Source organism: Amycolatopsis sp. FBCC-B4732 (genome assembly GCF_023008405.1).
GTDB lineage: Bacteria > Actinomycetota > Actinomycetes > Mycobacteriales > Pseudonocardiaceae > Amycolatopsis > Amycolatopsis pretoriensis_A.
In genome coordinates this window covers 8,645,044-8,659,121 of the sequence record NZ_CP095376.1, presented here as the reverse complement: position 1 = coordinate 8,659,121, position 14,078 = coordinate 8,645,044, and the positions used below count along the sequence as shown (strand labels likewise).

General features: G+C 72.1%; 12 protein-coding genes and 1 other RNA gene. 2 read left to right on the top strand and 11 right to left on the bottom strand.

The genetic code is table 11. From position 1 onward, the window contains the following. Window positions 1-5 precede the first annotated feature (5 nt). On the bottom strand, window positions 6-365 hold the full coding sequence (locus MUY14_RS39115) for a YbaB/EbfC family nucleoid-associated protein (protein ID WP_247017138.1): 360 nt from the start codon (window positions 363-365) through the stop codon (window positions 6-8). Between the two features lie 78 nt (window positions 366-443). Between MUY14_RS39115 and MUY14_RS39110 the strand changes: the two genes are divergently transcribed. Then, a complete protein-coding gene (locus tag MUY14_RS39110) occupies window positions 444-1,289 on the top strand; it encodes an N-acetylmuramoyl-L-alanine amidase (protein WP_247017137.1) in 846 nt (281 codons plus the stop codon). Between the two features lie 186 nt (window positions 1,290-1,475). On the opposite strand, the gene MUY14_RS39105 is transcribed toward MUY14_RS39110, so the two are convergent. Both MUY14_RS39105 and MUY14_RS39100 read right to left on the bottom strand, forming a co-directional pair. Then, window positions 1,476-3,629: a DNA polymerase III subunit gamma and tau gene (locus MUY14_RS39105; protein ID WP_247017135.1), complete on the bottom strand. Its 2,154-nt coding sequence runs from the start codon at window positions 3,627-3,629 to the stop codon at window positions 1,476-1,478. Between the two features lie 43 nt (window positions 3,630-3,672). Continuing rightward, a complete protein-coding gene (locus MUY14_RS39100; protein ID WP_247017133.1) occupies window positions 3,673-5,223 on the bottom strand; it encodes an ALF repeat-containing protein in 1,551 nt (516 codons plus the stop codon). 55 nt (window positions 5,224-5,278) lie between these two features. Between MUY14_RS39100 and MUY14_RS39095 the strand changes: the two genes are divergently transcribed. Continuing rightward, the gene (locus MUY14_RS39095; protein WP_247017131.1) at window positions 5,279-6,154 is read left to right on the top strand and encodes a spermidine synthase; all 876 of its coding nucleotides are present in this window, start codon (window positions 5,279-5,281) and stop codon (window positions 6,152-6,154) included. A gap of 181 nt (window positions 6,155-6,335) precedes the next feature. Here the strand turns inward: MUY14_RS39095 and ffs are convergent. The 8 genes from ffs to MUY14_RS39055 form a co-directional block, all read right to left on the bottom strand. Then, window positions 6,336-6,430: signal recognition particle sRNA small type (ffs, locus tag MUY14_RS39090), an RNA gene on the bottom strand. A 76-nt stretch (window positions 6,431-6,506) separates the two neighbouring features. Then, on the bottom strand, window positions 6,507-7,106 hold the full coding sequence (locus MUY14_RS39085) for an ATP/GTP-binding protein (RefSeq protein ID WP_247017129.1): 600 nt from the start codon (window positions 7,104-7,106) through the stop codon (window positions 6,507-6,509). Then, the gene (locus MUY14_RS39080) at window positions 7,084-7,437 is read right to left on the bottom strand and encodes a DUF742 domain-containing protein (RefSeq protein ID WP_247025460.1); all 354 of its coding nucleotides are present in this window, start codon (window positions 7,435-7,437) and stop codon (window positions 7,084-7,086) included. Before MUY14_RS39080 ends, MUY14_RS39085 begins: the two co-directional genes overlap by 23 nt. After that, a complete protein-coding gene (locus MUY14_RS39075) occupies window positions 7,437-7,871 on the bottom strand; it encodes a roadblock/LC7 domain-containing protein (protein WP_086861817.1) in 435 nt (144 codons plus the stop codon). Before MUY14_RS39075 ends, MUY14_RS39080 begins: the two co-directional genes overlap by 1 nt. Beyond that, window positions 7,868-10,690 carry a nitrate- and nitrite sensing domain-containing protein gene (locus tag MUY14_RS39070; RefSeq protein WP_247017127.1) on the bottom strand — a complete coding sequence of 941 codons (2,823 nt, stop codon included), beginning with the start codon at window positions 10,688-10,690 and terminating at the stop codon, window positions 7,868-7,870. Before MUY14_RS39070 ends, MUY14_RS39075 begins: the two co-directional genes overlap by 4 nt. Window positions 10,691-10,715: 25 nt before the next feature. After that, on the bottom strand, window positions 10,716-11,504 hold the full coding sequence (locus MUY14_RS39065) for an ABC transporter ATP-binding protein (RefSeq protein WP_247017125.1): 789 nt from the start codon (window positions 11,502-11,504) through the stop codon (window positions 10,716-10,718). Beyond that, window positions 11,501-12,439: an ABC transporter permease gene (locus tag MUY14_RS39060; protein WP_247017123.1), complete on the bottom strand. Its 939-nt coding sequence runs from the start codon at window positions 12,437-12,439 to the stop codon at window positions 11,501-11,503. The genes MUY14_RS39065 and MUY14_RS39060 overlap by 4 nt, the downstream gene beginning before the upstream one ends. Then, on the bottom strand, window positions 12,436-13,449 hold the full coding sequence (locus tag MUY14_RS39055) for an ABC transporter substrate-binding protein (protein ID WP_315863239.1): 1,014 nt from the start codon (window positions 13,447-13,449) through the stop codon (window positions 12,436-12,438). The genes MUY14_RS39060 and MUY14_RS39055 overlap by 4 nt, the downstream gene beginning before the upstream one ends. Window positions 13,450-14,078 lie beyond the last annotated feature (629 nt).

Genomic DNA, 14,078 nt, shown 5'->3' with positions numbered 1-14,078 from the left:
GTTCGTCAGCCGCCGAAGCCGAGGGCGCCGAGGTCCGGCATGCCGCCACCGCCACCGAGGCCGCCGGCCAGCGGGCCGAGCTTCTGCTCGGTGAGCTTCTGCGCGCTCGCCGACGCGTCGCGGACCGCCGCCACGATCAGGTCGGACAGCGTCTCGACGTCGTCCGGGTCGACCACCTTCGGGTCGATCTGCAGGTTCTTCAGCTGGCTGTCACCGGAGACGGTCGCGGTGACCAGCCCGCCACCGGCCGTGCCGGTGACCTCGGTGTTGGCGAGCTCCTCCTGGGCCTCGACGAGCTTCTGCTGCATCTGCTGGGCCTGCTGCATCAGCTGGGAAATGTCGAAACCGCCGCCGGGTTGCACCATGATCGCACTCGGTCCTCTCTGCACGCCTGTGTCCCCACCAGGGTAGTCGCGCCACGCGGGGCGCCGGGCTGTGGCACCGTGGTCGCCGTGCGACGCGCGATTGCCCCACCCCTGCTGGCCGGTGCCCTGCTGCTCACCGGCTGCTCCGACGGGACCCCGGCGGCCCCGGCACCGGCTCCCGTCACCACGCGGACGGTCACGCCGACGCCGACGACGGTGACCCCACCGCCCCCGCCGTCCACCTCGGCGCCGTCTTCGGTGGTGGCCCCCGCGCCGGGGAAGGTCGTCGTGCTCGACCCGGGGCACAACGGCGGCAACGCGTCCCACCCGGCGGAGATCAACCGCCCGGTGCCCGCCGGGCGCGGCCAGACCAAGCCGTGCAACACCACCGGCACCGCGACCAACGCGGGCTACCCGGAGCACGCGTTCACGTTCGACGTCGCCCACCGGGTCGGGGATGCGTTGGCGGCCAAGGGGATCCGGGTCGTCTACACGCGACAGGACGACACGGGCGTCGGTCCCTGCGTCGACCGCCGTGCGGCGATCGGCAACGAGGCGAACGCGGACGCCGTCGTCTCGATCCACGCCGACGGCTCGACGGCGGCCGGCGCGAACGGCTTCCACGTCGCGTATTCGTCCCCGCCGTTGAACGAGTCACAGGGCCCGCCCTCCCTCCGGCTGGCGGAGGTCCTGCGCGACACGATGCGCACGGGCGGCTTCAGCACGGCGAACTACATCGGCGGCAACGGCCTGTCGGCCCGCGGGGACCTGGGCGGCTTGAACCTCTCCACCCGCCCGGCCGCCCTGGTGGAGTGCGGCAACATGCGCAACGCGGCGGAAGCGGCCCGGATGACGAGCGCGGCGGGGCGTCAGCAGTTCGCCGCGTCGATCGCCGCGGCGATCGAGGCTTACCTGGCTTCCTGAGCCGCCACGACGGCGTCGACGCCCGCGGGCTGCCGCACTACCTGCTGGACCGCCAGGCGCAGCGCTGCCTCGGGGTCGAGAAGCACCTGCTCGGCAACCAGGCCCGCCGACGGCGGTGATCGTGCGGATCACCGCCGACCGCGTCACCGGGATCGGTCCCTGGGCGTCCTGACGGCGGTCAGGCGATCAGTCCAGCGGGCGGGCGCCGAGGTGGTCGGAGATGAGCTTGCGGGCCAGCTCGTCCGGGTCCTGGTCCGGCGGCGGTGGGGGCGGCGGCGGGGCCGGGCTGGCGTCCTCGTTGTAGAGGTCCTCGTCGTCCTCGTCGGCCGGTTCCGGGGGCAGCGGGATGTCCGGTTCGCTCGTCGCGACCTTGGGGCGCACGGGCGGCGGCGGGGTCGCGGGCCGGGCCGGGGCCGCGGCGGCGGGCGGGGCGGCCGTTGCCGCGGACTGGCGGGTGAACGAGCGCTCCGGAGCCGGTGCCGCCTGCTGGGCGCGGGCGGCGGGGGCCGCCGGGGCGTTGCCGTGGACACAGCGGACCTGCCAGTCGCCGCCCAGGACGTCGGACAGCGCGCCGGCGATCTTGCGCGCGTTGTCCTGATCGGAGAGGCGGCGGGACAGGGGCTCGGACTTGTGCGTGAGCGTGAGGGCGTGTCCCTCGACGCTCGCCACTGTGGCCTGCGTCAGCATCGCTTCGAGGCTGCGCCCGCCGGTGAACTTGCGCAACGCGGTCATGAGCTGCGGCCAGATGTTCCGGATCGCGGCGGCGTCCATCGCGCCGTCCGCCGCAGGCGCGGGTGCAGCGGGTGCGGCAGCCACGGCGGGCGCGGGTGCCGCAGGAGCGGGCGCGGCGGGGGCCGGCGTGCCGCCGCCGGGGGTGCGCGGGGTGCTCCAGCCGCCGTCGGAAGGCGGCGCGGCCGGAGTGCCGGACGCGGACGTGCCGCTCTCCGCGGACTGAGGGCCAGCCGCCGAAGCTGCGGCAGCCGAAGTCACGGCACCAGCGCCCGCCGAAGCGGCGGCACTGCCGGCCGAAGCAGCCGGAGGCGCGGCCGACGGCGCGGGCTCAGCCGCCTCCGCCACCGGCGCGGGCCCAGCCGAAGCCGCGCGCTGCGAAGGACGGGAGAACTTCCCCTCCGCCGTCGCCCGCATCGGCGGCTCGACGCCACCCTCGACCGGGGCGGCCGGAGCCGTCGCGCGGCGCTCCAGCCGTTCGATGCGGGCCAGCAGCGCCTTCTCCGCGTCCGTCACCGACGGCAGCAGCATCCGGGCGGCCAGCAACTCCAGCACGAGCCGCGGAGAAGTCGCGCCCCGCATCTCCAGGAGTCCATTGTGGACGATATCCGCGTAACGCGACAGCGTTCCCAGGCCGATCCGCTCGGCCTGCGCCACCATCCGCGTCAGTTCCTCCTCCGGCGCGGACACCAGCCCGCCCGCGGAATCCGGGACCGCGCGCAGCAGCACCAGGTCGCGCAGCCGGTCGAGCAGGTCCGTGGCGAACCGGCGCGGGTCGTGGCCGGCTTCGGCGAGCTTCTCGACCGTGCCGAACACCGTCGCCGCGTCCTCGGTCGCCAGCGCGTCCACCATGTCGTCGATCAGCGCGACGTCGGTGACGCCCAGCAGCGCCACCGCCCGGCTGTACGACACGCCTTCGGGCCCGGCGCCGGCGAGCAGCTGGTCGAGCACCGACTGCGTGTCACGCGCCGACCCGCCGCCCGCGCGGATGACCAGCGGGTACACCGACGGCTCGACCTCGACGCCCTCCGCCGCGATGTTGCGCTCCAGCAGCGCGCGCATCGAGCTCGGCGGGATCAGCCGGAACGGGTAGTGGTGCGTGCGCGAGCGGATGGTGGTGAGCACCTTGTCCGGCTCGGTGGTGGCGAAGATGAAGATGACGTGTTCCGGCGGCTCTTCCACGATCTTCAGCAGGGCGTTGAAGCCTTGCGTGGTGACCATGTGTGCCTCGTCGATGATGAACACGCGGTAGCGCGACTCGGCCGGCGCGTAGAACGCCTTGTCCCGCAGCTCGCGGGCGTCGTCGACACCACCGTGGCTCGCCGCGTCCAGCTCCGTGACGTCGACGCTGCCCGACCCCTCGGGCGCGAGCGCCTTGCAGGAGTTGCACTTCCCGCACGGGTCCGGGGTGGGGCCTTCGACGCAGTTCAGCGAGCGCGCCATGATGCGCGCGCTCGACGTCTTGCCGCAGCCGCGCGGGCCGGAGAAGAGGTAGGCGTGGTTGATCCGCCCGGCGGCCAACGCCGTGCGGAGGGGATCGGTCACATGCTCCTGACCGACGACCTCGGCGAAGGTCGCCGGACGGTACTTGCGGTACAGCGCGAGAGCCACGCCGCGAGACTACCGCCAGGGTCCGACAACCTTCGCCGTGCGGTCAGGGCAGCTGCGCCAGGAGCGCGTTCACCTTGGCGACGTGCTCCGCGGTGAAGGCGTCACGCGCTCGCGCCTTCGCCAGGCCACCGTCCAGGTACGGCTGCAGGAACGAGTCCGGCCCGTCGAGGACGCCCTGCGCGACGGCCTCGACCTCGGGGCCCTCGGACAACGTCCGGGTCGCGTAGACGCGCAGGTCGATCAGGTGCGCGACGTACTGCCCGTGGGCGAGGAACTCGCGGACGTCGGCGACGGTGCCGTCCAGCGCCTTCTGCGCCGCCGGCTTCGTCGACGGGCCACCGGCCGCCATGATCTGGTTGACCTCGACGCGGTCGTCGGTGTCGCGGCCCGGGTAGTCGCCGGTGGCGAGCAGCGCGGCGACGCCGGCGTACGGCCCGGCGAGCGCGTCACGGGCGGCCTGCCGCAGCCCGGGGCGCGCCTTCGGGTCGGCCGCGATCGCCGCCACGGCGGCCCGGTCGTCGGTCTCCTGCGCGGCCGCGAGCCCGCTGCGCACGAAGGTGACGACGTCGTCGTCGGAACCGCTCAGCGCGACGTGAGCCGCGTTCTTGACGGCGGGGCTGCCGTTTCGCAGCAGGTAGGCCGCCGCACGGCGGCCGTTCGGCACGGTCAGCGCCGGGTCGGCCGCGGCGGTGAGCAGCTGGTCGTTGTCGGCCTTGGCTTGCGCCGCGCGGGCGGCGGCGTCGCGGGCCTGCTGCTCGGCGTCGGCGGCCGCACCGGCCGCGACCTGCGCGTCGTGCTGGGCCTGGGCCCGCTGGCCGGCGAGCCGGTCGGTGTTCGCCTGGCGCGCGTCCGAGGCGATGGTGGTGGCGCGGCTGCGGGCCAGCCGGACGCCGATCGCGCTGTGGTTGGCCGCGGCGGCCTTGCCGTAGTCGACCTGCGCCTGGAGCGCGGCGAGTTCGGCGTCCCCGTTCGCGGCGACCTGGCGCCACAGCGAGAGGAAGTACCGGACGTCGTCCGGGGTGCCGTCGAGCGCGGCCTGCGCGGCGGCCTGGACCTCGGGACCGCCGGCGGCGAGCGCCTGGTTGGCGGTGATCCGCTCGTCGGTGTCGCGCGCCTGCTGCAGGCCGGTCTCGAGGAAGGCGCGGACGTCGGCGGCCGTGCCGTCGAGGGCCTTCTGGGCCCGGGCGTTGACGGTGGGGCCGCCGGTGTTCATGGCCTGGCCGACCGCGATCCGGTCGTCCGCGATCCGCGCCTGGGGCAGCCCGGTGGCGAGGAAGGCCCGGATGTCCTCGACGGTACCGTCCAGCGCCTGCTGGGCGGCGCGCTTGGTGACCGGGCCGCCGCTCGCCATGGCCTGGTTGACCAGGACGCGGTCGTCGTCGTTCTTCGCCCGGAACTGGCCGGTGGTCAGGAAGGTCTGCAGGTCGGCGGCTGAGCCGAGCAGTGCCGCTTCGGCGGCGCGGCTGACGCCGGGTCCGCCGGTCTCCAGCAGCGAAACGGCCTGGGCCCGGTCGGGCAGGACGTCCGCGGCGGCCGGCGTCGCCCAGGCGACGGCGGCGAGTGCCACAGTGGCGATTACTGCGTTCGCACGCAAGAAAAACCCCCTCGATCGATGATCGTTCCGCTCACTTATCGCCGGGCCGGGCGGAATGTTTCCGATAACCTCCGGGTTCGTGAGTCGTTCGCGGAAGACCGGGCCGGTGCCCGGGCGGTACCCGGTGCAGTTCGGGACCGCGGAGCTGGTCCGGGACGCCGACCGGGGCAACGCGTGGCTGCTGTCGGTGGACGGCGTCGCGCAGTCCTATGTCGACCTCGACGACCCGGCCGACCTGGAGTTCGACTACGTCCGCCGGTTCGGGGACGTGGTGGACCTGCTGCCGCCGGGGCCCGTCGACGCGCTGCACATCGGTGGCGCGGCGTGCACGCTGCCGCGTTACGTGGCGGCGACGCGCCCGGGCTCGCGGCAGCTGGTGTTCGACGCCGACGGCGAGCTGGTCGACCTGGTCCGCGCCCAGCTGGGCCTGCGGCTCCCGGGCCTGCGCGTCCGGATCACCGACGGCCGCACGGGCCTGGCGACCCGCCGCGAGGACACGGCGGACCTGGTGGTGGTCGACGCGTTCGAGCGCGCGAAGCTGGCGGGCGGCCTGGCCACGCTGGAGGCGACCCGCGCGATCGCCGGCATCCTCCGCCCCCCGGGCACGTACCTGGCGAACATCACGGACGGCTCGGGCCTGCCGTTCGCCCGCCGCTTCCTGGCGACGCTGCTGGCGGTCTTCCCGGAGGTCCTGGTGCTGGCGGACCCGGCGGTCCTGAAGGGCCGCCGCTTCGGCAACCTGGTCTTCGCGGCCTCGGCTTCGGCACTGCCGACAGCGGAGCTCGAGCGCCGAACGGCCTCGGCGGCGTTCCCGGCGAGGTGCGTCCACGGCCCGGAGCTGCACAAACTGGCAGGCCGAGCAGCGGTGATCACGGACGCGGACACCCCACCGCCCCCAAAACCCCCGGACGACGTCCTGGGCCTGTTCTAGAGCCCGCTCTCACCCGCGCCCGCCACACCCCGCTCACGCCCGCTCTCACTCGCGGGGATGCCACGGCAGACCCCCCAGCCGGCGCACAAGGCACCGTGGGGGTCCGGGGGCTCGGCCCCCGGGCAAAAGGACGAAGTGAAGGCCCGGCGAAGGGGCGAAGCCCCGAGAGCCGGAGCCGAAAAGAAGGGGACCCCGCGCACCCGTCAGAGCCTGCTTATCCTTGCTGCCTTCCGGCCCTGGGGAGGTTCACAGGGTGGACGCCGCGCGGGGTCCGTGGATCAGTGTAGTCGGGTAGTCCCGGGTACGTCTCGGGAACCCCTCCCTGGAGCTCTCCAGACCTGTCGAGAACCCCTCACGCCCCCGCGCCCGCCTGGGCTCGGGCCTTCTTGAACGTGTTGTGCAGCACCGCGAGCAGCGCGTCCCGCACCGAAAGCTTCTGCCGCGCGTCGAACGTGATCAGGGGGACGTCGTCGCCGACCGCGAGGGCCCAGCGGATGTCCTCCAGGTTGTGGCCGAGCGAGCCGTTGAACATGTTCACCCCCACCACGAACGGCAGGCCGGCCTTCTCGAAGTAGTCGACCGCCGGGTAGCAGTCGTCCATGCGGCGGGTGTCCACGATCACCAGTGCGCCCAGCGCGCCGTGGACCAGGTCCTGCCACATGAAGCCGAAGCGGTCCTGGCCGGGGGTGCCGAACAGGTACAGCTTGACCTCGTCGTCGATCGTGATGCAGCCGAAGTCCAGCGCGACCGTCGTGGTGGTCTTGGCCGGGACGTGGCCGGTGCGGTCCACCGAAGCCGCCACCGAGGTGATCGCCGCCTCGGTCGTCAGCGGCTTGATCTCCGAGATGGCGCCGACCGCGGTCGTCTTGCCGACGCCGAAGCCGCCCGCGATGACGATCTTGACCGGGGCCGGCGGGCGGGCCGCCGGTTCAGTGAATGGCTTCGAGTCCACGAATGACCCTTTCGATCATGCCGAGGTCGTGCTTGTTGTGGTTGCCCGGGCGCCGGACGACGACGTACCCCAGCTCGGCGAGGTCGGCCACCAGCACGCGGGCGACGCCGATGTGGAGGCCGAGCATGGCGGCCACCTCGGCGACCGACATCGTGCTCCGGCAGAGGGAAACGATTTCCTGCCGCTCGAACGTGAGCTTCGGGTGCGAGGCCGCGCCCAGGCGGGACGTCATGACCTGCGCCTCGATCTCGAGGGTCTGGTCCACCGGCTGCGCCCGCCCCGAGGTCATCAGGTACGGCCGCAGCAGCGAGATGTCCGGCTCTTCGGCCATCACGCACCCACGGTGTTCTTGAGCTCCTCGATCAGGCCCGGCGTGAGGACTTCGGTGGCGCGGTTGGCGAACATCGCCATCTCGTAGGCGATCGTGCCGAGGCTGGCCTGCTTGTTGGCGAGGACGCCGAGCGAGCAGCCGATGCTGATGGTGCAGACCAGCAGGTAGCCGTGCTCCAGTTCGATGATCACCTTGTCCGGCGAGCCGAGCGGGTGGCTTTCGGAGACGCCGTGCGCGAGGCCGAGCATGGCGGAGGAGATCGCGGCGAGGCGGTCGGCGTTGGAGCGCTCGAGCTCCGAGGACACCGCGATCAGCAAGCCGTCGGCCGAGACCGCGATGGCGGCGATCGCGCCCGCGGTGTGCTGCGCGAAGCGGCTCACCAGCCAGTTGAAGTTCTGGGCTTCGACACTGACGCCAGGTGCGGGGATGCTCATTTCCTGCTCTCTTCTCCTCGTTCCATCACACGACCGGCGACCACGCCTTGGGGCGGGCTGTCTGCCGTAACCGCGTCCGCCTTGGCGAGGCCGGCGGCGAACGCGTCGAACGCCGCTCGCTCGGCCGCCGGGTCCCGCTTGCTGCGGTTGACGACGGCTCGGGCGATCGGCCGCCCCGCGGGCTGCTGGCGCAGGCCGGGGGCGAGCTGGGCTCCGGGGACGCGGCGGACCAGGCCGTCCCGGGACTGCGGGGCCGCGGCGGCCGGCGCCACGGCGGGAACCGCGCCACCGGGCATCGCCGACTCCCCGGGAACGCGCACCGGCAGCGACGCGCCATCGCCCGGCAGCAAAGCCGCACTTTCACGTGAAAGTGCAGCGCCCAGGTCAGCACTTTCACGTGAAAGTGCGGGGGCGACGGGTGCGGTCACCACCGTCGGTGGGGCGGACGGCGGGTCGGTGTCCATCGCGCTGACCTCGGCGGCCCTCGCGAAAGCGCTCTGGAAGCCGTCCATGGCGAGCTTGGTCGCGTCCGGGTCGTGGCGCGGCTTGTCGTCGTCGGCCACCGCCGCCGTCGTGCCCGGGTCGGGCAGCTGGGCCCCGCGGACGCGGCGGCGCAGGCCACCCCGGGTCTCGGGCTCCGGCTCGGCGACGGGCGCCGCGGGCGGGTCGGCGGGTTCGGCGTCCGGCCACACCGGTTCGAGCTGGTTGAACCAGCGGAAGCCGTTGCCGTGGCCGAGCAGCGCCGGGATCGCCGGCGCGGGCAGTTCGGCCGGGCGAGCCACCGGCCGCAGCTCATCCAAAGTGGACACGGAGGTCACCGCGACGGCTTCCGCGGGACGCGGTTTCGGCGTGGGCGCCACCTGCGCCGGGATCGCCGGCACCGGCTCGGTCTTCGGGAGCAGCCCGGTGCGGTGGCTGAACAGCGACGGCGGGACGGTCAGCCGCGCGGTCACGCCGCCGGTGGTCGGCGTCGCGAGCAGCTCGACGCCCAGTTCGTGGCGCCGGGCCAGGCGGCCGACCACGAACAGGCCGAGCACACTCGTCGGTGCCAGCTCGAGGCGTTCGCGCTCGACGAGCCGCTTGTTCTCTTCGGCCATCTTCTCCGCGGTCATGCCGATGCCGTGGTCGACGACGTTCACCAGGCACGAGCCGTCGTTGAGGATCATCGTGTCCACTTCGACCATCGACCCCGGCGGCGAGAACGACGTCGCGTTCTCCAGCAGCTCGGCGAACACCAGCACCAGGTCGGCACCGAGCGCCGAAGACAGCAGGATGTCGGCGACGACGCCGAGCTTGACCCGCTGGTAGTCCTCGATCTCCGCGAGCGCCGAGCGCAGGGCCGTGGCCAGCTCGATCGGGCCGGCGATACGGGTTTCGTCGCGGGTACCGGACACCACGAGCAGGTTGTCCGCGTTCCGGCGGAGGCGGGTGGAGAGGTGGTCGAGCCGGTAGAGGCTGGCCAGCAGCCGGGTGTCCTGCTCGTTGCGCTCGACCTCGTCGATCAGCGCCAGCTGGCGGCCGACGAGGTTCTGCGTGCGCTTGGCGACGTTCGCGAACATCAGGCCGGTGTTGCGCCGGGTGAGCGCCTGCCGCTCGACCAGCTCGGCCGCGGTGGTCTGGACCCGGTTGAACGCGGCGGCCAGCTTGCCGAGCTCGTCGCTCGAAACGACGTCGATGGTGGCCAGCCGCGGGACCTGCTCCTCGGCCTCCTCGGTGTCGGTCACGCGGACGAGCTCGGTGCCGGCGAGGTCGGCGACCGACGTCGCCGCCGTGGTCAGCCGCCGCAGCGGCTGCGCGATCGAGCGGGCGACCGCGACGGCGAGGAAGGCGACCAGCAGGAACAGCGCGGCCGCGCCGATGCCGACCGTCCAGGCCAGCCGGGTGCCGGCGTCGGCGCGGCCGGTCGCCGCGTCGGCGATTTCGCCAGTGACCTTCTCCTGCACGAGTTTCCGCTGCCCCGCCTGGGATTCCGACGCGCTCAGGACGTCGGCGACGTACTGGGTGGTCCCGGCTTCGCTGCGGGGGTTGTCGATCTGGGCGGCGAGGTCGTTGATCTTGCGGCCCGCTTCGCTCTGCTCGACGTTGACGACCAGCGCGGACTGCGAGCGGTCGGTCTCGTCGTCGGCCTGCTGGACGAACCGGTCGGTGAAGATCGGCGCCTGCTGGGTCGCGTCGTCCAGGATGGACCGGCCGGCTTCGGGCGAAACCGCCGTCACGATCAACGCCATGCCGCGCAACGAGTTCTCCTCGTTCGCGCGCAGCAGCGCCTCCAGCGCGGTCAGCTCCCGCGTGCCTTCGGCGTCACTGGTCAGCTGCGGGACGAGCCGCAGCGAGTCGATCACCGCGCCGATCACCGCGTGGTAGGTGCGGGCGACGCTGTCGAGCGCGACGCCGCGGCGCTGCGCGTTCTGCCGGAGCTCGTTCAGCGAGCCGACCCGGGTCAGCGCGGCGGCCAGCTCGTCCGGCGCGTCGGAACCCAGTGACGACCGCACGTTCTCGACGGCCGCGTTCACCGCCTTCTGCTGCTGCAGCATCTGGTCGGCGGGCATCGACGGCGTGGCGACGAAAGCGCCGGTCAGCAGCCGCTCGCGCTGCAGCTGCCAGACCAGGCCGCCGAGCTGCTGGGTGTGCCGCGCCACCGTCGCCGACTGCGTCGCGGCCACGGCGCTGCTCGCCTGCGTCAGCACGAACGGCACCGACACCAGCACCACCGCGACCAGCGGTGGCAGGAGCAGCAGGTTCAGCTTGCCGCGAATGCCGAGCCGGGTGAGAAAACCCCCGCCGCCCGTGCGTTCCGCGGTCGCCCCGCCGTGCTTCATCCCGCCACCTTCCCGTCTTGCGTTCTCACTCGACCGCGGCCACCCGGCTCACGTGGCTCCGGTGCTGCTCCCGGACCAGGTCCTCGATCCGGGCGCGCAGCGCGAGGAACCGCGGTTCGCGCTTCACCGCCAGGTCGCGCTCGGCGGGCAGCTCCACCTCGACGTCGGCGGCGATCCGCCCCGGGTCGGAGGCGAGCACGACCACCCGGCCGCCGAGGAACACCGCTTCCTCGACGTCGTGGGTGACCATCAGCACCGTCGTGCCCGTGTCGGCCCACACCTGGCGGATCAGCACCTGCATGTCCTCCTTGGTCTGGACGTCCAAGGCGCCGAAGGGTTCGTCCAGCAGCAGCACATCCGGCTCGCACGCGAGGGCGCGCGCGATCGCGACGCGCTGCTTCTGGCCGCCGGACAGCTGTTTCGGCAGCGACTTGCGCACGGTGGCCAGGCCGGTTTCGGCGAGGTACCAGTCGACGCGCTCGGCGCGCTCGGCCGCGTCGAGCGCGAGCAGCTCCAGTCCGAACGCGACGTTCTTCTCGACGTTGCGCCACGGGTAGAGCGCGCCGGACTGGAAGACGAGCCCGCGGTCCGGCCCGGGGCCGGTCACGGGGACGCCGTCGAGCACGATCTCGCCGTCGGTCGGCCGGTCGAGCCCGGCCACCAGCGACAGCAGGGTCGACTTGCCGGAGCCGCTCGCGCCGACGACGCAGACGAACTCGCCGCGCAGCACCTCGAGGTCCACGCCGTCGAGCGCGCGAGTCACCCGGCCACCGGCGTGGTAGTCCTTGGCGACGTTCCGCAGTTCCAGCGTCATGCCGCCCACTTCCCCACCTGCGTGCGCAGCAGGCGCAGCAGGACGTCGATGACGAGCCCGGCGACCCCGATGACCACCAGGACCGCGAAGATCTTGTCCGTCTGCAGGAACCGCTGCGCGCGGACGATCCGGTAGCCGAGGCCCGCCGAGGAGTTGATCAGCTCGGCGACGACCACGAAGTTCCACGCCGCGGCGGCGTTGACCCGGATCGCGTCGATCATGCCCGGCAGCGAGTGCGGCACGACGACCTTGCGCAGCACCTCGCCCCGGCGCGCGCCGAGCGTGTAGGAGACGTCGAGCAGCGAAGCCGGCACGCCGCGGACGACGTCGGCGGTCATCAGCGTGTTGAAGAAGACCGTCCCGATGAAGAGGATGGCGATCTTCGACGGCTCGCCGAGACCGAGCCAGATGATCAGCAGCGGGATGAACGCGCTCGCCGGCAGGTAGCGCAGCAGGCCGATCAGCGGTTCGAAGAACGCCTGCCCCGCGGCGAAGGTGCCCATCAGGATGCCGAGCGGCACCGAGACCAGCACGGCGAGGCCGAAGCCTTCGAGGACGCGCTGGGTGGTCGCCCAGAGGTCGTCGAAGAGCTCGCCGCTGCCCGCCATGTCGAGCCCGGCCTTGAGCACCGCGGCCGGGGACGGCAGGAACGTCGAGTCGACGGCGCCGCTGACGCTGAGCACGACCCACGCGAGGAACGGGATCGCGAACGACAGCACCGCCAGTGTCCAGCGGGCGGTCGCGGAAATGGGCTTGCGCAAGGAGAACAGCGCCGAGCCGGGCTTCGGCGCCGTCCGGCGGGGCAGCGGCGCCCAGTCGGGACGGCCCCGCCCGGACTCCTGCTGTTCGGCGAGCCGCTGCTCGGCTTCCAGTGCCTCGGCGGCCCGTTCGTCGGCCGGGCTCGCCGAGGTGGTGCGCTGGGTCGGACCGGTCACTGCGGCGCGGCCTTGACGAACTGGTCGTCGAACAACCCGTCGAGCGACGGCCGCTGCTGGGCGAGCCCGGTGTTCACGATGAAGTCGATGATCTTGTTCGCCTGGAAGTCGAGGTGCTGCGCGGTGACGCCAGGGGTGAACGCGTCGAGGTTCTGCTGGCGCGTGAAGATCGTGGTGCCGGCGTCGTAGGACTTGTAGTCGGCGTCGGAGACACCACCGCGCTTGGCCATGATCCCGACGGCCGCGTCCTTGTTGTTCTTGATCCAGGTCAGCGTCTCGAACCAGGTGTTGACCAGCGCCTGGACGTCCTTCGGGTGCTCCTTGACCAGCTTCTGCGACGTGACGAGGTGGTCCGGGATGGCGCCGGGGAACTCCGCCGACGTCGAGATCGCGCGGCTGCCGGGGCGCTCCAGCGCCTTCGAGGTGAACGGCGCGAACGCACCCACCGCGTCGACCTGGCCGGCGACGAACGCGGCCGCGGCGGCGTCGGTCGGCAGGTTGACGAGCTGGATGTCCTTTTCGGACAGCTTCGCCGCCTGCAGCGCGAGCAGCAGCAGGTAGTGGTCCACCGTTCCCTGCTCGACCGCGACCTTCTTGCCCTTCAGGTCGGCGATCGCGTTGATCCCGTCCCGCGCGATGATCTTGTCGTTGCCGGTGGAGTTGTCGTTCACCAGCACGATCGACAGCTTGGCGCCGCCGGACGCCGAGGACAGCGTGTCGTTGAGGGTCTGGCTGTTGGCGTCGATGGCACCACTGGAAAGGGCGTTGATGCTGTCGGTGTAGTTGTCGAAGTACTTGAGGTCGACGTTCACGCCGTTCTTGGCGAACAGGCCCTGTTCCTGCGCCACCTGCCAGGGGAACCACCCCGGCCAGGCGCTGAACCCGAGCGTGATCTTGCCGCCGCTGCCCGAAGCGGAACTGTCACTGCACCCGGAGAGCGCGGTGACGCCCGCGAGGGTGAGCAAGGTGAGGAGCACCGTCAGCAGACGGGGTCGAGGACGGGAAATCACAACGAACTCCAGAGTGCGGGGGAAGTGGAGTGGTGCCGTACCTATCGGGGGAATTGCGGTGCTCGGGGCTACAGGTCGTGACGAAGCGGGGGCGGACAGGGCAGAGCTGCGCCACCGCGCACGGTCATCGCTGCTCTCTTCCAGCCGCACCTGATCGGGTCATAGCGAGAGAACGCGAGACAAGGATTACCCACCACGATGTGAAACGCGGCACTGAGCGTGCCAAGCCTGCCCACCCCTTGTCCCTCTCCCGGCGGACACCCTAGCGAGTGACACACGATCACCACAACGCCCCAACAGTGCATCCGAACGAGTGACCATCAACCTTGTCAACCAGCAACATCAGCCCGGTTGAAGATCACCTTCGGAGAGGTTTCTGTCGGCCGCCCGGCCAAGATCGGGTCGTGGACCGGCGTCGGCCGCGTGCAGTTGCACGGGCAGTAGTCCTCCGGCGTTACACCGCAGGACGTTGATCACCGAGCGCTACCTCGCCTCGTTGAACAATCGTCCAGCGTTTTCCGGCCACCGGAACGGGAGCCGAACAGGTGTACGATCACGCCGATACCGCATCGATCTCGGATCCGCGAATGATTCCCCGGTCGTTAACACGATCGAAACACGGTGGCGCA